Origin of the sequence: Aliamphritea hakodatensis (genome assembly GCF_024347195.1) — a bacterium.
Lineage (GTDB): Bacteria > Pseudomonadota > Gammaproteobacteria > Pseudomonadales > Balneatricaceae > Amphritea > Amphritea hakodatensis.
Genome location: NZ_AP025281.1, coordinates 1,205,768 through 1,223,179, shown reverse-complemented (window position 1 = coordinate 1,223,179; position 17,412 = coordinate 1,205,768). Strand labels below are relative to the sequence as shown.

Annotated in this window: 15 protein-coding genes; 9 read left to right on the top strand and 6 right to left on the bottom strand. The window is 50.8% G+C overall.

Going from position 1 to position 17,412, the window contains the following annotated elements; genetic code table 11:
• Positions 1 to 19: 19 nt before the first annotated feature.
• The 9 genes from pdhA to PCI15_RS05515 all read left to right on the top strand — a co-directional run bounded on the left by pdhA (position 20) and on the right by PCI15_RS05515 (position 10,922).
• Positions 20 to 1,111, top strand: coding sequence for a pyruvate dehydrogenase (acetyl-transferring) E1 component subunit alpha (gene pdhA, locus PCI15_RS05555; protein WP_271273362.1), 1,092 nt, complete (start codon positions 20 to 22; stop codon positions 1,109 to 1,111).
• On the top strand, positions 1,101 to 2,093 hold the full coding sequence (locus PCI15_RS05550; protein WP_271273361.1) for an alpha-ketoacid dehydrogenase subunit beta: 993 nt from the start codon (positions 1,101 to 1,103) through the stop codon (positions 2,091 to 2,093). Before pdhA ends, PCI15_RS05550 begins: the two co-directional genes overlap by 11 nt.
• Complete coding sequence (locus PCI15_RS05545) at positions 2,090 to 3,253, top strand: dihydrolipoamide acetyltransferase family protein (RefSeq protein WP_271273360.1); 1,164 nt, start codon at positions 2,090 to 2,092, stop codon at positions 3,251 to 3,253. Before PCI15_RS05550 ends, PCI15_RS05545 begins: the two co-directional genes overlap by 4 nt.
• Before the next feature lie 87 nt (positions 3,254 to 3,340).
• Positions 3,341 to 5,263 carry a PrkA family serine protein kinase gene (locus tag PCI15_RS05540; protein ID WP_271273359.1) on the top strand — a complete coding sequence of 641 codons (1,923 nt, stop codon included), beginning with the start codon at positions 3,341 to 3,343 and terminating at the stop codon, positions 5,261 to 5,263.
• A 30-nt stretch (positions 5,264 to 5,293) separates the two neighbouring features.
• Entirely contained in the window at positions 5,294 to 6,568 is a 1,275-nt protein-coding gene (locus PCI15_RS05535; RefSeq protein WP_271273358.1) for a YeaH/YhbH family protein, read from the top strand.
• A 6-nt stretch (positions 6,569 to 6,574) separates the two neighbouring features.
• Positions 6,575 to 8,092, top strand: a complete 1,518-nt coding sequence (locus PCI15_RS05530) for a SpoVR family protein (RefSeq protein ID WP_271273357.1) — start codon at positions 6,575 to 6,577, stop codon at positions 8,090 to 8,092.
• Between the two features lie 115 nt (positions 8,093 to 8,207).
• Complete coding sequence (locus PCI15_RS05525; RefSeq protein WP_271273356.1) at positions 8,208 to 8,570, top strand: histidine triad nucleotide-binding protein; 363 nt, start codon at positions 8,208 to 8,210, stop codon at positions 8,568 to 8,570.
• Positions 8,571 to 8,694: 124 nt separating this feature from the next.
• Entirely contained in the window at positions 8,695 to 9,696 is a 1,002-nt protein-coding gene (locus PCI15_RS05520) for a bifunctional enoyl-CoA hydratase/phosphate acetyltransferase (protein ID WP_271273355.1), read from the top strand.
• Entirely contained in the window at positions 9,693 to 10,922 is a 1,230-nt protein-coding gene (locus PCI15_RS05515; RefSeq protein WP_271273354.1) for an acetate/propionate family kinase, read from the top strand. The genes PCI15_RS05520 and PCI15_RS05515 overlap by 4 nt, the downstream gene beginning before the upstream one ends.
• A 61-nt stretch (positions 10,923 to 10,983) precedes the next feature.
• Here the strand turns inward: PCI15_RS05515 and rlmB are convergent, their stop codons facing one another.
• The 6 genes from rlmB to PCI15_RS05485 all read right to left on the bottom strand — a co-directional run bounded on the left by rlmB (position 10,984) and on the right by PCI15_RS05485 (position 17,099).
• A complete protein-coding gene (gene rlmB, locus PCI15_RS05510; protein ID WP_271273353.1) occupies positions 10,984 to 11,721 on the bottom strand; it encodes a 23S rRNA (guanosine(2251)-2'-O)-methyltransferase RlmB in 738 nt (245 codons plus the stop codon).
• Positions 11,711 to 12,733, bottom strand: a complete 1,023-nt coding sequence (gene hemH / locus PCI15_RS05505) for a ferrochelatase (RefSeq protein ID WP_271273352.1) — start codon at positions 12,731 to 12,733, stop codon at positions 11,711 to 11,713. The genes rlmB and hemH overlap by 11 nt, the downstream gene beginning before the upstream one ends.
• 131 nt (positions 12,734 to 12,864) lie before the next feature.
• Positions 12,865 to 13,593 carry an amino acid ABC transporter ATP-binding protein gene (locus tag PCI15_RS05500; RefSeq protein WP_271274582.1) on the bottom strand — a complete coding sequence of 243 codons (729 nt, stop codon included), beginning with the start codon at positions 13,591 to 13,593 and terminating at the stop codon, positions 12,865 to 12,867.
• Positions 13,594 to 13,642: 49 nt separating this feature from the next.
• Entirely contained in the window at positions 13,643 to 14,743 is a 1,101-nt protein-coding gene (locus PCI15_RS05495; RefSeq protein ID WP_271273351.1) for an amino acid ABC transporter permease, read from the bottom strand.
• Positions 14,744 to 14,754: 11 nt separating this feature from the next.
• Complete coding sequence (locus PCI15_RS05490) at positions 14,755 to 15,945, bottom strand: amino acid ABC transporter permease (protein WP_271273350.1); 1,191 nt, start codon at positions 15,943 to 15,945, stop codon at positions 14,755 to 14,757.
• Positions 15,946 to 16,079: 134 nt separating this feature from the next.
• Complete coding sequence (locus tag PCI15_RS05485; protein WP_271273349.1) at positions 16,080 to 17,099, bottom strand: amino acid ABC transporter substrate-binding protein; 1,020 nt, start codon at positions 17,097 to 17,099, stop codon at positions 16,080 to 16,082.
• Positions 17,100 to 17,412: the final 313 nt, after the last annotated feature.

Below are 17,412 nucleotides of genomic sequence, written 5' to 3'. Positions count from 1 at the left end.
CCCTACAGGAGTGCAGCATATGACACAGGTATATCAGGGCGAAATACAATTTCGCCGCTTTCTGGACGAACAGGGCACCCCGGTTGCTGATCTCCCCGAATGGGCCAGACAGCCCGAACCCCTGCAAAGCTACTACCGCAATATGGTACTGGCACGGCAACTTGATACGAAAATCATTGCCCTGCAACGCACAGGCCAGATGGGCACCTACCCCTCAATGCTGGGCGCAGAAGCCATAGACGCTGTCAGCGGAGAGTTAATGCAGCCGGACGACGTACTGGTGCCGTATTACCGCAATCACTCTCTGCAGATAATCCGTGGTGCAGAGATACTCGACATTCTCAATTACTGGGGCGGAGATGAGCGGGGCAATGCTTCTCCCGGCTACGGACAAGACTTTCCAAATGCGGTACCGATTGCCACCCAGAGCCTGCACGCCACCGGGGTCGCCACAGCATTAAAAATCCGCGGTGAAAAACGTGTGGCTGTCAGTTTTTGCGGTGACGGCGCGACCTCGAAAGGTGACTTTATGGAAGCCCTTAACCTGGCCGGCGCCTGGCAATTACCGGTGGTGTTTTTCGTGAACAATAACCAGTGGGCGATTTCTGTGCCCAGAAGTATTCAGTGCGGCGCTGAAACACTGGCACAAAAAGGCCTCGGAGCAGGTATCCGGTGTGAGCAGATTGACGGCAATGATGTCATCGCCATTCACGAAGCAATGGCAGATGCCCTGAAGCATGCCCGTGACGGTAAAGGTGCCACCCTTATTGAAGCGATCAGCTATCGGCTGAGCGACCACACAACCGCTGATGATGCAACCCGCTACCGTCACAACGATGAGCTCAAAGCGGCCTGGCAAAAAGAGCCGGTTAAACGCTTACAGAACTACCTGGTTGCCAACGGATGGTGGGACGAGGTTCAGGAACAGGCCTGGCTGAATGAAGTCCAGAAAATTATTCAGGATCAGGTTGATGCGTATCTGAACATGGACACGCAGCCGGTGGAAAGCATCTTTGATTACCTCTATGCAGAGCTGCCCAAAGCACTTCAGGAACAACGGACCAGTGCAGTCATCAAAGCAATGACGGGAGGATCACATCATGAGTCATGAAGTCCATAACGTTACCCTGGTAGAAGCCGTCAATCTGGCACTGATGTCTGAAATGCAAAAAGACGAATCGGTTATCGTTCTGGGGGAAGATATCGGCACCAATGGTGGTGTTTTCCGCGCCACAGTGGGCCTGCGTGAAGCTTTTGGTCTGAAACGGGTACTCGACACCCCCCTTGCTGAAAACATGATTGCCGGCCTGAGCATTGGCATGGCTACCCAGGGACTTAAACCGGTTGCTGAGATTCAGTTTATGGGATTCATTTTCCCCACCATGGAACAGCTGATCTGCCATGGTGCCCGGATGCGTAACCGCACCCGGGGACGCCTCAGTTGCCCGCTGGTCATCCGCGCCCCTTTTGGCGGCGGCATTCATGCCCCGGAACATCATTCAGAAAGCACAGAAGCCCTGCTGGCGCACATTCCGGGCATCCGGGTAGTCATTCCCTCCTCGCCGGCCCGCGCATACGGCCTTCTGCTGGCAGCAATACGGGATCCTGATCCGGTGGTGTTTCTGGAACCCAAACGAATATACCGGCTCAGCGCACAGCCTGTTGAAGATAACGGCCAGGCCCTGCCACTGGATACCTGCTTCACCCTCCGGGAAGGTAACGACATAACACTGATCAGTTGGGGGGCTATGATAAAAGAAACTCTAGAAGCCGCTGACGCCCTCAAAGAACAGAACATCGACTGTGAAGTCATCGATGTTGCCTGTATGAACCCGCTGGATCACGACACCATACTTTCCTCAGTGGCCAAAACTGGCCGGTGTGTGATTATCCACGAAGCCCCTAAAAGCTGTGCAGTCGGTGCTGAAATTTCCGCCACCATCGCGGAAAGGGCCCTGCTCAGCCTCAAAGCGCCGGTACAGCGTGTTACCGGCTACGACACAGTAATGCCTTACTACAAGCTTGAGCAGCAATATATGCCGAACACGGCAGACATTCTCGCAGCAGTTCAGACAACACTGGAGTTCGCATGAAGTATTTCAAATTACCGGATTTAGGCGAAGGCTTACCGGAAGCCGAAATTCTGGAATGGCGCATACAGGAAGGTGATACCGTTAAAACCGATCAGATACTGGTCTCAGTTGAAACGGCAAAAGCAATCATCGAGATTCCCTCCCCTCAGGACGGCACAATTGCTCACCTGTTCGGCGCAGCTGGCGACACTATTCATACCGGTGAACCCCTGATTGAATTCGCTGGCGAAGAAGATACCGACAGCGGCACCGTGGTCGGCAAGCTCAGCCAGGAAGCCAGCAGCACAGATGATCATTTTTATATCGGTGCAGCCCCCAGTACACAAAACCACCAGCCACAGATGACGCCGGCGGTAAGAGCACTTGCACAGCGTCTGGGGGTCGATATCAACCAGCTACAGGGCAGCGGGCACGACGGCCATATAACCCCGAGAGACATTGAGCATGCCGCCCATCTTGATCAGTTGCACGGTAAAGCAGAGCCCCTTCGCGGCGTGCGTAAACAGATGGCTAAAAATATGGCCCGTGCACAGGCTGAAGTGGTCCCCGTTACCCTGAATGATGACGTCAACATCAGTAACTGGGAAGGCAAGCAGGACATAACCATGCGGCTGATGCATGCCATTGCCGCCGGCTGTCGCGCTGAGCCTTCACTCAATGCATGGTTTGACGGCCCGCGGCTGGCCAGACGGCTGCACAGCAAAATTCATCTCGGAGTGGCCGTTGATACCGAGCAGGGATTATTTGTGCCGGTCATGCGGGATATCGGCAACCGGGACCTGAACGACCTTCGTCAGGGCCTCGACAACCTGCGCAAGGATGTTATCAACCGGACAATTCCACCCGCTGAACTGACCGGTAACACCATTACCCTTTCCAACTTCGGAACCATCGCCGGACGCTATGCCAACCCCATTGTCGTACCGCCAACCGTTGCTATTCTCGGTGCCGGCGCCATCTACATGGCCGCCTATCTGAATGCTCAGGATGAACCTGAAATGCACCCCACCCTGCCTCTCTCCCTGACCTTTGATCACCGCGCAGCCACCGGGGGCGAAGCCGCCCGTTTCATGCGGGCTGTTAAAGAGGATCTGATTAAAAATCAAATAGTTGATTCAACACAAAATGAGGAAAATTTCGTCAGGGAAGAGCAATCTTGAACTACACTGATTAATAAAGGTTGACCGAGAAAAGCGTTATGAGTCCTTAAGTAAGACAATTTAATTCACGTTTAAGGAAGGTGGGACATGAATATTTTTGAACAATACAAAGCACGCTTTGATGCCACGCAAGAACAGGAATACAGCCTGCAAGAGTATTTAGATATCTGTAAAGAAGATCCGATGGCTTACGCCAGTGCAGCAGAGCGTATCCTTGATGCCATCGGCAAACCTGAGCTGGTTGATACATCACTGGACCCAAGACTGAGCCGGATTTTCTCTAACAAACTGATCCAGCGCTACCCTTCTTTTGATGAGTTCTACGGCATGGAAGATGCCATCGAACAGATTGTTTCTTACTTTAAACATGCCGCACAGGGCCTGGAAGAACGTAAACAGATTCTGTACCTGCTTGGCCCGGTGGGCGGCGGTAAATCTTCTCTGGCCGAACGCCTGAAAGCACTGATGGAGCACATTCCCTTCTATGCCATTAAAGGGTCTCCTATCAACGAATCCCCACTGGGTCTTTTCAATCCGGCTGAAGATGCGGACATTCTTGAAGAAGAATACGGCATTCCACGCCGTTACATTAAAGGTCTGATGTCCCCATGGGCAGTAAAACGCCTGAACGAATACGGTGGCGATATCAGCCAGTTCAGAGTCGTGAAACTGTATCCCTCCATCCTGAATCAGATCGCCATCGCAAAAACCGAACCGGGTGACGAGAACAATCAGGACATCTCCAGCCTTGTCGGTAAAGTGGATATCCGTATGCTGGAAGAATATCCGCAACACGATCCCGATGCCTACAGTTTCTCCGGTGCGCTGTGTCACGCTAACCAGGGTATGATGGAATTTGTCGAAATGTTCAAGGCGCCGATTAAGGTACTGCACCCGTTACTGACTGCCACGCAGGAAGGTAACTACAACAGTACAGAAGGCATGGCATCCATTCCGTTCGAAGGCATTTTGCTGGCCCACTCAAACGAATCAGAATGGCAGAGCTTTAAAAACAACAAAACCAACGAGGCCTTCATCGACCGGGTATATATCGTCAAAGTACCTTATTGCATGCGTGTCTCTGAAGAAATTCATATCTATCAGAAACTGCTGGAACACAGCTCATTACGTAACGCACCCTGCGCACCGGATACGCTGCATATGCTGGCACAGTTCTCCGTTCTGTCACGGATTAAAGAACCAGAGAATTCTAATACCTTCTCGAAGATGCGTATCTATGACGGCGAAAACCTGAAAGATACCGATCCTAAGGCTAAATCCCTGCAGGAATATAAAGACTCTGCCGGAGTGGATGAAGGCATGGAAGGCCTGTCGACCCGTTTTGCCTTTAAGATACTCTCCAAGGTATTCAATTTCGACCCGGTGGAGATTGCCGCGAACCCGGTACACCTGATGTATGTACTTGAGCAGCAAATTGAACAGCAACAGTTCCCGGCGGAAGTTCAGGAACGTCTGATTGGCTTCCTGAAAGAATATATTGCGCCGAAGTATATTGAGTTCCTGGGTAAAGAAATTCAGACCGCCTATCTGGAATCTTATTCTGAGTATGGTCAGAACATCTTTGACCGTTATGTTACCTATGCAGATTTCTGGATTCAGGATCAGGAATACAGAGATCCGGAAACCGGCGATATTCTGAACCGGGTAGCCATCAGCGAAGAGCTTGAGAAAATTGAGAAGCCGGCCGGTATCAGCAACCCCAAAGACTTCCGTCATGAAATCGTCAATTTCGTACTCCGTGCCCGGGCTGACAACAAAGGCAAAAATCCGGCGTGGAACAGCTACGAAAAAATGCGCACGGTCATCGAAAAGAAAATGTTCTCTAATACAGAGGATCTGTTGCCGGTCATTTCCTTCAATCCGAAGGCATCCAGCGAAGACCAGAAGAAACACAGCGAATTCGTGAAACGTATGACCGAACGGGGTTATACAGAGAAACAGGTTCGCTTGTTGTCTGAATGGTATATACGGGTCAGAAAGTCGCAGTAACTGCCCCCCTAAAACAGCTGGAGGACGAGTATGAGTTATATCATTGACCGTCGCCTCAACGCGAAGAAGAAAAGTACCGTGAATCGCCAGCGCTTTTTACGACGGTACAAAGCGCATATCAAGCGTTCAGTGGAAGAAGCAGTAAACAGCCGGAGCATCACCGACATCAATCAGGGCAGTGAAATATCTATCCCGAATAAAGATGTCTCAGAACCGGTATTTCATCACGGTAACGGTGGTTTCAGGCAACGGGTGTTCCCGGGCAACAAAGAATTTGTTGTCGGGGACGAAATCGAACGCCCGCAGGGTGGCGGTGGCGGCGGTGCCGGCGAAGGCTCCGCCAGCAATCAGGGGGAAGGTGAAGACGACTTCACCTTCCAGATCAATCAGGAAGAGTTTCTGGACTTCATGTTTGAAGATCTTGAGCTGCCCTACATGATCAAAAAGCAATTGCGTGACGCCACCAGTTTTGAAACCCGCCGGGCAGGATTTACCAATGTGGGTTCCCCGGACAAACTGAATGTCGTCCGCTCCCTGCGCTCGGCTCAGGCACGGCGAATCGCATTGTCAGGTAAGGAACGCCGGGAAATCAGAGTACTTAAGAAAGAGCTGATGCAGCTGCAAACCATGCTGCCTGATGACGATGCTGCCCTGAAAATAGCCGATATCGAAGCACAGATCGAAGCCCTGCAGAAACGCATTAAGCGAATGCCGTTTATCGACGAGTTTGATCTTAAATATAACAACCTGATACGCACCCCTGTTCCCAGCAGTAAAGCGATGATGCTCTGCATCATGGATGTCTCAGGTTCGATGACCCAGTCGATAAAAGACATCGCCAAACGTTTTTTCATTCTCCTTTATCTGTTCCTTAACCGGAACTACAAACAGATAGAACTGGTATTTGTGCGGCATCACACCCATGCCAAAGAAGTCGACGAACAGGAGTTTTTCTACTCCCGTGAAACCGGCGGCACCATTGTATCCAGTGCCCTGAATCTGTCGGCAGACATTATCCGCGACCGCTATCCAAGCAATGACTGGAACATCTATGTTGCCCAGGCTTCAGACGGTGACAACTGGGATGGTGACTCACATATTTGCCGTCAGGTATTGCAGGAACAGATCCTGCCACTCACCCAGTATTTCGCCTACATAGAAATCACCACAGGCCCACCCCAAAACCTCTGGCTGGAATATCAGCAGATACAGGAACAGTTCGAAGAAAGTTTTGCCATGCATAACATAACCGAAGCGGCAGATATCTATCCGGTCTTCCGCAAACTGTTCGAAAAAAAGGAGTGACCTAATATGAAGAAGCGCGAGCCGATTTCTACCGGGTCAGAATGGACCTTCGAACTGATCCAGAAATACGACACTGAAATCGCCCGGGTGGCAAAACACTACGGGCTGGATACTTATCCCAATCAGATCGAAGTCATCACCTCAGAACAAATGATGGATGCTTACTCGTCTGTCGGGATGCCACTGAACTACAACCACTGGTCTTACGGCAAGCAGTTCGTCTCCACCGAACAGCAGTACCGGCGTGGCCAGATGGGGCTGGCCTATGAGATAGTGATTAATTCAGACCCGTGCATATCCTACCTCATGGAAGAAAATACCATGACGATGCAGGCTCTGGTGATCGCCCACGCCTGTTATGGTCATAACTCGTTCTTCAAAGGCAATTACCTGTTCCGCACCTGGACAGACGCCTCCGCAATCATTGACTACCTGCTGTTCGCAAAAAATTACATTACCAAATGTGAAGAACGGCACGGACTGGAAGCCGTCGAGCAGATACTTGATGCCTGCCACGCATTAATGAATTATGGCGTAAACCGCTATCAGCGCCCTCAGCCAATTACACCGGATGAAGAAAAAGCCCGTCAGGCTGAGCGGGAAGAATATGTCCAGCGGCATATTAATCAGCTTTGGAATACCATTCCCAAAAAAGACGAGGCAGAAGTTGTTCAGGAGATTCGCTTCCCCAGCGACCCTGAAGAAAACTTACTTTACTTTGTTGAAAAAAATGCACCATTACTTGAATCCTGGCAGCGGGAGCTGGTGCGGATAGTACGCAAAATTGCCCAGTATTTTTACCCACAGCGTCAGACTCAGGTCATGAACGAAGGCTGGGCCTGTTTCTGGCATTACACCCTGTTGCATCACCTGCACGATGAAGGCCTGGTAACAGACGGTTTCATCATGGAATTCCTGCACTCGCACACCAGCGTGGTGTTTCAACCCCCTTTTGACGCCTCCTATTTCAGTGGCATAAACCCTTATGCGCTGGGCTATGGCATGATGCAGGACATTCGCCGGATATGTGAAAATCCAACCGATGAAGACAGGGAATGGTTTCCGGACATTGCCGGCAGTGACTGGAATGACACCATTCAGGACGCCATGCGCAACTATAAGGATGAAAGTTTTATCCTGCAGTTCCTGTCCCCCAACATGATCCGTGAACTTAAACTGTTCACCATTGACGATGACAGCCGCAGCAATACCCTGCAGGTCAGCGCTATCCATAACAGCAGCGGCTATCAGAAAGTCCGTGAAAACCTGGCGGCTCAGTACAATATCGGTAACCGGGAACCCAACATTCAGGTCTATAACGTGAATGTTCGCGGCGACCGCTCCCTGACACTCCGCCACTACATTCACAACGGACAACCGCTGGGTGACTCCACTCATGAAGTCCTCAAACACCTTCATGTACTCTGGGGCTTTGATATACATCTCGAATCGGTCACACCGGAGGGGAATGTCCATAAAAGTCATCACTGTCCGCCGCAACCGGAACCTGCTGTAGCAGAATAACCTGATCCGGCCTCTGTGCCTCAGAGGCCGGCACTTTATCCGCCTGCTGGCTTATTCAGCCCACCCCGATTAGTATCATCAGCATAGCCAACAAGATAATTCTTAAGGACGCACCATGGATTGCCTTTTCTGTAAAATCCTTAATCAGGAAATACCCGCCCAGATCGTTTATGAAGACGATAAAGTCATCGCATTCAACGACATAAACCCTGAAGCGCCCACTCACGTACTGATTATTCCCCGCAAACACATCGCCACCATTAATGATATCGAACCTCAGGACTGTGAACTGGTCGGTCACATGGTCATGGTAGCCAGTATAATCGCCAAACAGGCCGGTTTTGCAGACGACGGCTACCGTACGGTATTCAACTGCAATGAACACGGTGGCCAGACGGTTTATCACATTCACCTGCATCTTCTGGGTGGCAAACCAATGGGCTGGCCCCCTTATCAGGATAAGCTGAAAACAGTCTGATACCCGTCTGTCCGGCACGCTGTTGCCGGACTTTCCCATTGTCCCGGCATTCAACTTTTGTCGCACATCAATAAACACTCACTCTTGAGCGCTGTTACTCAAAATCAGATATTTTCATATTGCAGTGCAACATAGAGCGGCGCAGAATACAGCCAACGATTTAACCGAGCAGAGAACGGCTACCATGATGCCCTCCCGCCTTGACGACATAATCAGCCAGTCAAAACAACAGCCACCCGTACAAACAGCGGTCGTGCATCCGGTAGACGCGAACGGTCTGAGGGGCGCACTGGATGCGGCAGAACAGGGCATTATCACTCCGGTACTGGTAGGACCGGCCGCTCGCATACAGGCACAGGCAGAACAGCTCAGGCGCCCTGTTGATCATTACCGGATCGTCGATACAGCCCACAGCCATGCAGCGGCACTTAAAGCGGTAGAACTGGCGAAAACAGGTGACGTTCAGGCACTTATGAAAGGCGACCTGGCAACGGCCGAACTGCTCAGCGCCATTTTAGATAAAACGTCCGGTCTGAGAACCGAGCGCCGGCTAAGCCATGCCTTTCTGATGGATATCCCCCGCTACCATAAACCTTTGGTGATAACCGATGCTGCCATCAACGTCACACCGGACCTGATGGCCAAAGCAGATATTCTGCAAAATGCCATCGACTTCTGCCGGGCACTGGGCATTGCCACTCCGAAAGCCGCTATCCTGGCGGCTGTCGAAAAGGTAAAGCCGGCCATGCCCAGCACTCTGGACGCTGCTGCTTTATGCAAAATGGCAGACCGCCGGCAAATTCAGCATGCCATTATTGACGGGCCTCTGGCTTTCGATAATGCCATCTCCCTGCAGGCTGCCCGGGATAAACATATTCAGTCCCCGGTAAGCGGCGACGCTGATATCCTGCTCGCCCCGGACCTGGAAGCCGCTAACATGCTGGCAAAACAACTGATTTATCTGGCAGACGCCCGCTCAGCGGGACTGCTACTCGGTGCCAGCGTCCCCGTCATACTGAACAGCCGTGCCGACGGCAGCGAAGCCCGTCTGGCTTCCTGTGCACTGGCCTCACTGATCATGCAACATACGCAACAATCCCTAACAGAGATTCTGACAAACTCATGAGCTTAATACTGACCGTTAACGGTGGTTCCTCCAGCCTCAAATGTGCACTCTTTATCCGCTATGCTGACCACGATGAATGCCTGTACCGGTTCCGGTTCAGCAATATTCTCGAAAAAGCCCAGGTGCTGGTCCGCCGTGACAAAGCCTTTGGCCGTGAATCCAGCGTTGAGAAAAACGATCTGCCGCTGTCGGAAATCCCCCGTGAAGAGCGTCATCAGGCTTGCCTTAAGTACGTCATGGAATGGATTGATGCGCAATTTCTGGACGGTGAAATCTCTGCATTTGGCCACCGGGTCGTACACGGCGGAGAAACCTTTACCGCACCGGTACTGGTGACCGATGATGTGATGCAGGAACTGGAGCAGCTAATCCCTCTGGCCCCTCTGCATCAGCCTTACAACCTCAAACTGATTGAAGTCTGCCAACAACTGGTACCTTCCGCCATTCAGGTGGCCAGTTTCGACACTATGTTCCACCATGGCCACGCGCCGGAAGAAAAGTATTACGCCATCCCGCGGGAATACAGCGAGGCAGGCATCCATAAATACGGTTTTCACGGCCTGTCTTACGAATTCATCAATCATAAACTGAACGAGCTGCCTGAACCGGATAAAAAGGCCAATACCATCGTTTGCCATCTCGGAGCCGGTGCCAGCATGTGCGCCATCAAAGACGGTCAGTCTGTCGCTTCCAGTATGGGCTTCACCGCTGTTGAAGGCCTGCCAATGGGCACCCGGTGCGGCACCATTGATCCCGGGGTTTTGCTGTTTTTACAACGCCATTATCAGTTGGATAACGATCAACTGGAAAACGTCCTGTATCAGCAAAGTGGCTGGCTGGGAGTCTCCGGGGAAAGCGCCGATATGCTGACCCTCCGTCACAGTGATAATCCCCACGCGCAGGAAGCCATCGATATGTTCTGCTACCGTGCAGCACTTGAAATTGGCCGTTTAAGCGCTGCGTTAGGCGGCCTTCAGCAACTGGTTTTCACCGGCGGTGTCGGGGAAAACGATAGCTATATACGTGAGCAGATTTGTCAGCGCAGCGCCTGGCTGGGCGTTAAAATCAATGATCTGGCTAACAGCAATAACCTGGCATGCATCAGCACGTCAGACAGTTCTGTCAGCGTCCGGGTCATTGCCACGAATGAAGAAGCCATGATTGCCCGCCATACTGAAGAAGTGATGGACTGGCTTGCTGCACGGGAAGAACAGGCAGCGGTTTAACTCTGAAATAAACAAAAATGCCGGATTCAGCTCCGGCATTTTTTTAACAATACGGATTGAGTCAGCGACGCTGACGCACTGCCTCAAACAGGCAGACCCCCGTTGCAACGGAAACGTTCAGACTGCTTACTTCTCCGGCCATCGGGATTTTAATCAGATGGTCACAGTGCTCCCGGGTTAAGCGGCGCAGCCCTTTACCTTCGGCCCCCATTACCAGTGCCATCGGGCCTTTCAGATCAGCGTCATATACCATCACTTCGGCCTCACCGGCAGTTCCGCTAATCCAGATGCCTCTCTGCTGCAGATCTTTTAAGGTCCGCGCCAGATTGGTCACCTGCACATAGGGCACAGCATCCGCCGCCCCGCAGGCCACCTTACTGACAGTTGCATTCAGCGGTGCCGATTTATCTTTAGGCGCAATCACAGCATGTACACCGGCAGCATCTGCAGTACGCAGGCACGCGCCCAGATTATGCGGGTCTGTTACACCATCCAGCACCAGCAGAAAAGCAGGCTCTTCCGTTCGGTCAAGCAAGGCCTGCAAAAACTGTTCATTTTTAGCCTGCACCAGTTCGCAGCCTAGCACTACCCCCTGATGAACCCCATCACCGGCCAGCTCATCCAGCTGTTTACGCTGAACCTGTGTGCACTTAAGTCCGTTCTTTTGTGCCAAATGCAGGATTTTCTGAACTTTGTCATCCTGACGCCCTTTCTGAACCAGCAGTTCCCGGCAGCGTTTTGCATCACGCTGTAATGCTGTGGTAACAGCGTGAATACCAAAAATATAATCAAGCTGCATGATTCTTCTCCGCCTTTAGCCAGTCATTTGCCTGCGCTTCAGTCAGCGCAGCCAGTAAATCAATCATCATCGTTGACGCATTCAGCGCCGGAATATACTGATAGCCTTTACCACCGGCCTCACTGAAAACCTCACAGTTTTCAACCGTGATCTCCTCAAGCGTTTCAAGACAGTCCGCAGCAAACGCCGGACACATGATATCCACCGATTCACAGCCTGATTTTGCAAGAGAGTCCAACGTTTTATCTGTGTAAGGCTGTAACCATTCCATCGGTCCGAAACGGGACTGGAAGGTCTGCTGCCACTGGCTTTCCTGTAACCCCAGTTTAGCTGCCAGTAAAGCAGAGGTCTGCTGGCACTGAACTGCATACGGATCACCTTTATCCGCATATTCCTGTGGAATACCGTGATAAGAAAGAATCAGTTTATCGTTGCGGCCATTTTTCTGCCAAAAGTCCGTCACACTGTTCGCCAGCGCACTGATATACAGCGGATGATCGTGATATTCCTTCACAATCCGTATATCCATTACGTTACGCTGCTGGCGCTGGAATGCCTGCACCTGATCGTAAACCGGTGCTGTAGTGGTCGCAGAATACTGCGGATATAACGGAATGATCAGCACTTTCTCATAACCGGCCGCGACCAGATCAGTAAGACGTTGTTGCAAACCGGGCGAGCCGTAGGTCATAGCCGGAAACACCTGAACACTGGCCGCCGGAAATGCATTCTGCAACCGGACGCTTAAACCCGCCACCTGCTGATTCAGAATTTTACGAAGCGGGGAATCTTCATCCCAGATACTGGCATACAGTTTCGCCACTTTTTTTGGCCGGATATTGAGAATAATAAAGTTCAGTACCGCGAGCCAGAACAGACGCCGTAAACCTTTGCCTTCAACAACGCGGGCATCAGATAAGAACTCTTTCAGATAGTGGCGCACGGCACCGGGGGTGGGTGCATCCGGTGTTCCCAGATTCACCAGAACAACAGCGAGTTTTTGCTGTGGCATTAATCTTCCTAAACAATCAGTAATTCAGGCGGCATTATCCCAGAATTCCAGTGACAACACAGCCGACTGACATCAAATTCCGGGCATAAAAAACGGGCCTTACGGCCCGTCTCTGAATTCAGATCATAAGATCAGTGATTCAGGATCTGACTTAAGAACAGCTGGGTACGTTCATGCTGCGGATTATTGAAGAACTCCTGAGGTTCATTCTCTTCAATAATCTGTCCACCATCCATGAAGATAACCCGGTCTGCGACCGTTTTAGCAAACCCCATCTCGTGTGTTACACACAACATGGTCATGCCTTCATGTGCCAGCTCAATCATTACATCCAGTACTTCCTTGATCATCTCAGGGTCAAGTGCGGATGTAGGCTCATCAAACAGCATGACATCCGGGTTCATGCACAGGGAACGGGCAATCGCCACACGCTGTTGCTGACCACCGGACAGCTGACCCGGATACTTCAGTGCCTGCTCAGGAATTTTAACCCGCTCCAGGTACTGCATCGCTAACGCTTCTGCTTCTTTACGGGGAACCTTCTTCACCCAGATAGGTGCCAGTACACAGTTCTCCAGCACAGTAAGATGCGGAAACAAATTAAAATGCTGGAACACCATGCCCACATCTTTACGGATGGCATCAATCTTTTTAATGTCCGATGCCATTTCAATGCCGTTAACAAAGATATCACCTTCCTGATGCTCTTCCAGGTGGTTGATACAACGGATCATGGTTGATTTACCGGAACCTGAAGGCCCACAAATAACGATTTTTTCACCGCGGCGAACATCAAGATTTACATTTTTCAGCACATGGAAATCACCGTACCATTTATTCATGTTACGGATCTGAACCATCAACTGGTCTTCTTGCTTATTTACTTCATTCATTATTCTTACTCCAGAATCAGGCTCGACTTCCGTGACCGGTATGCAACATTCTTTCTAAGTGCTGGCTGTAACGGGACATACCGAAACAGAAAATCCAGAAAACAAAGGCAACAAAGACGTAACCTTCCGTTGCATAACCTATCCACTTAGGATCGTTCTGAGCGGCCTGCACAATCGCCAGCAGGTCAAACAGACCGATAATCAATACCAGACTGGTATCTTTAAACAGTGCGATAAAGGTATTCACTACGCCCGGAATCATCAGTTTCAGCGCCTGCGGAAGAATGATCATAACCATCTTCTGCCAGTACCCCAGACCCAGTGCGTCAGCCGCTTCGTACTGCCCCTTAGGAATTGCCTGAAGACCACCACGGATAACCTCTGCCATATAGGCAGTCTGGAACATGGTAATACCGATCAGTGCCCGCAACAGCTTATCAAAATGCATATCCTCAGGTAAAAACAGAGGCAGCATTACCGACGCCATAAACAGCACGGTAATCAGCGGAACACCCCGCCAGATTTCGATATACGCCACCGACATCGCACGAACGATTGGCATTTCGGAACGGCGTCCCAGCGCCAGCAGAATCCCCAGCGGTAACGCAGCCACGATACCCACCACAGCCAGTACCAGTGTCAGACTCAGTCCGCCCCATTTGTGGGTTTCAACGTGCTCTAATCCAAAGTAACCGCCGCTCAGCAACACGAATGCGATAAACGGAAAGACCAGCAACGTAAATGCGGCAACCAAGCCTTTTTTCGGCAGGTTAGGCCATACAAGCCAGGCAATCAGGGCAACAAATGCAAGAAAGGTCACATCCAGACGCCAGGTTTCATCTGCCGGATAAAAGCCATACATAAACTGGTCTATCCGCTGGGTAATAAATACCCAACATGCGCCACCGCTGGTGCAACTCTCCCGGGTTGTTCCCGCCCAGTCAGCGCTGATAAATACCCAGTCAAATATCGGCGTCAGCCAGATATAACAGAGATACAGCATCACCAGAGTTGCCACACTGTTCACCGGAGTGTTGAACAGATTGGTGCGCAGCCAGCCTACCAGGCCAATGGTACTCGCCGGTGCGGGCAGAGTAGGTTGTTGTTCATTAATCATTAGCCCGCCTCCTATCGTTCAATCAGCGACATGCGCTTGTTGTACCAGTTCATGAAGACCGAGGTGAGGATACTCATGGTCAGATAGACTGCCATGGTCATCGACATAATCTCGACCGCCTGTCCCGTCTGGTTCAGTGTGGTACCGGCAAACACCGCCACAAGATCCGGATAGGCAACCGCAGCTGCCAGCGAAGAGTTCTTCGCCAGGTTCAGGTACTGACTGGTCAACGGTGGGATGATTACCCGCATCGCCTGTGGAATAACGATCAGGCGCAAGGTACGCACTTTAGGCAGACCCAGAGCGAACGCGGCTTCAAGCTGCCCTTTAGGGACGGCAAGAATACCTGCACGCACGGTTTCTGCGATAAACGCAGCGGTATAGATTGTCAGCGCTAACCACAGGGCTACCAGTTCCGGAATCAGCGTCATACCGCCACGGAAGTTGAAGCCCTTAAGCACCGGATAATCCAGGTGCATAGGCATACCTGCCAGCATAAAGACAACCAACGGCAAACCAATTATCAGACCCAGACCCGCCCAGAACATAGGAAATATCTGACCCGTCTGATCCTGACGTTTATGCGCCCAGCGTGACGTAACAAAGGTCAGCACGATACCGATTACAAACGCACCGATCACCAGATTAAAACCGCTTTCTGGCACTGGTGCCGGCATTGAGAGCCCCCTGATATTCAGGAAACTGCTCATAAACTCAATACTCTGACGTGGCGAAGGCAAGGTTCGCAGTACAGCAAAGTACCAAAAGAAAATTTGTAACAGCAAAGGAATATTACGAAATATCTCGATATACACCGATGACAGTTTAGCGATTAACCAGTTGTCAGATAAACGCGCGACACCCATGACAAAACCAAGGAAAGTCGCCGCGATAATGCCCAGAACAGACACTAACAGGGTATTTAACAGACCAACCCAGAAGGTCGTTCCGTAGGTAGATGCTTCATTATACTCGATAAGAGTCAGTGGAATACCGAAGCCGGCTTTCTGGGATAAGAAATCAAAACCGGTGGTGATACCACGTTGTTCAAGGTTGTTAAGCGTATTAGATATTAAAGACCCGGCGAAGAGAAGGATTGCGCCAATGAGAAGAACCTGGAAAAGAAGTGCTCGTTTAGCCGGATCATTCCAAAAACGAGTTTTCTCTCCCGGAGGCGCGCTGCGAGATAGATCGGTAGGCATATAAAATCTCCGCTCATCTGATAACCACTGCGACAAGTGCTGCAGACGACAACTTATCTGAGTATCAGACGGTTTATTTCAAAAGATGACCCCGGCAGGTATAAGCCTGCCGGGGTTTCAGCTAATGATTTAAATTAGCGGATCGGTGGCGCGTACAGGAAACCACCCTGGTTCCACAGTGCGTTGATACCGCGGTCGATACCCAGTGCAGACCCTGCACCCAGGTTGCGGTCGAAAGACTCACCGTAGTTACCTACCTGCTTAACAATACGGTATGCCCAGTCGTCATCTACACCCAGACCTTTAGACAGACCTTCAGAACCGCCCAGCAGACGCTGGATGCTTGGGTTCTTGCTGTTGGCTTTCAGGTCATCAACGTTTTCAGAAGTAATACCCAGCTCTTCCGCGTTGATCATTGCATTCAGAGACCACTTAACCATGTTGAACCACTGGTCATCCGCCTGCTTAACAGATGGACCCAAAGGCTCTTTAGAAATAACTTCTGGCAGCGCTACAACAGAGTTTGGATCACCCATGCGTGAACGCAGTGCGAATGCCTGAGACAAGTCAGTTGTGAAAGCGTCACAACGGCCGGTATCAAATGCTGTTGCCGCCTGATCGTTAGTATCGAAAGTTACCGGTGTGTGAGCCAGACCGTTCGCATTGAAGTAGTCTGCAGTATTCAGCTCAGTCGTTGTACCGGACTGGATACAGATAGTTGCACCGTCCAGTTCTTTAACGCTGCTTACGCCCAGATCTTTCTTCACCAGGAAGCCCTGACCGTCGTAATAGTTTACACCGGCAAAGTTAATACCCAGCTGGCTGTCGCGGGTAAGAGTCCAGGTTGTGGTACGGGATAAAACATCAATCTCGCCGGAAGACAGTGCAGTAAAACGCTCTTTCGCTGTCAGAGGGATATACTTAACTTTGCTGGCATCGCCCAGAACAGCGGCAGCAATTGCACGGCATACGTCAACATCCAGGCCAGTCCAGGTACCTTTATCGTCCGGTACAGAGTAACCAGGTACACCGGAGCTCACACCACACTGCAGGGAGCCACGCTCTTTAACGCTGTCCAGAGTGCCAGCAAAAGATGCAGAAGATGCAAGAGCCGCAGATACTGCAGCGGCGGTCAGTAATTTTTTATTGAACATTGAAAGTGTCCTCACGATAGTTTTGTCCAAACACAGTTTTATTATTGTTGTGCAGCCTTGAAACGGTAAATCTATTCAAGATGAGCTATTCAAACACCCCAATTTAATAACATGAGGTATTTTCAGGCGCAACACGACCGTCGGTTAAATATAGTACAAAAACAACATCTAACTGACCGGCAGGTAAAAACTATGGAACTTAAATGACCGTTTAAACACCGCTAAAAGCAGCATATTTCCTCGGTTTTCGCTTGCGAAACCAGTAATTATCACTGGCACAAAAAAATCTGTTACATAAGTCGTAAAGCACAAA

What these genes read in the sequence shown, in the direction of transcription:
- pdhA (WP_271273362.1), top strand. Translation starts at nt 20, where the DNA reads ATGACACAGGTATATCAGGGCGAAATACAATTTCGCCGCTTTCTGGAC.
- PCI15_RS05550 (WP_271273361.1), top strand. Translation starts at nt 1,101, where the DNA reads ATGAGTCATGAAGTCCATAACGTTACCCTGGTAGAAGCCGTCAATCTG.
- PCI15_RS05545 (WP_271273360.1), top strand. Translation starts at nt 2,090, where the DNA reads ATGAAGTATTTCAAATTACCGGATTTAGGCGAAGGCTTACCGGAAGCC.
- PCI15_RS05540 (WP_271273359.1), top strand. Translation starts at nt 3,341, where the DNA reads ATGAATATTTTTGAACAATACAAAGCACGCTTTGATGCCACGCAAGAA.
- PCI15_RS05535 (WP_271273358.1), top strand. Translation starts at nt 5,294, where the DNA reads ATGAGTTATATCATTGACCGTCGCCTCAACGCGAAGAAGAAAAGTACC.
- PCI15_RS05530 (WP_271273357.1), top strand. Translation starts at nt 6,575, where the DNA reads ATGAAGAAGCGCGAGCCGATTTCTACCGGGTCAGAATGGACCTTCGAA.
- PCI15_RS05525 (WP_271273356.1), top strand. Translation starts at nt 8,208, where the DNA reads ATGGATTGCCTTTTCTGTAAAATCCTTAATCAGGAAATACCCGCCCAG.
- PCI15_RS05515 (WP_271273354.1), top strand. Translation starts at nt 9,693, where the DNA reads ATGAGCTTAATACTGACCGTTAACGGTGGTTCCTCCAGCCTCAAATGT.
- rlmB (WP_271273353.1), bottom strand. Translation starts at nt 11,721, where the DNA reads ATGCAGCTTGATTATATTTTTGGTATTCACGCTGTTACCACAGCATTA.
- hemH (WP_271273352.1), bottom strand. Translation starts at nt 12,733, where the DNA reads ATGCCACAGCAAAAACTCGCTGTTGTTCTGGTGAATCTGGGAACACCG.
- PCI15_RS05500 (WP_271274582.1), bottom strand. Translation starts at nt 13,593, where the DNA reads ATGGTTCAGATCCGTAACATGAATAAATGGTACGGTGATTTCCATGTG.
- PCI15_RS05495 (WP_271273351.1), bottom strand. Translation starts at nt 14,743, where the DNA reads ATGATTAATGAACAACAACCTACTCTGCCCGCACCGGCGAGTACCATT.
- PCI15_RS05490 (WP_271273350.1), bottom strand. Translation starts at nt 15,945, where the DNA reads ATGCCTACCGATCTATCTCGCAGCGCGCCTCCGGGAGAGAAAACTCGT.
- PCI15_RS05485 (WP_271273349.1), bottom strand. Translation starts at nt 17,099, where the DNA reads ATGTTCAATAAAAAATTACTGACCGCCGCTGCAGTATCTGCGGCTCTT.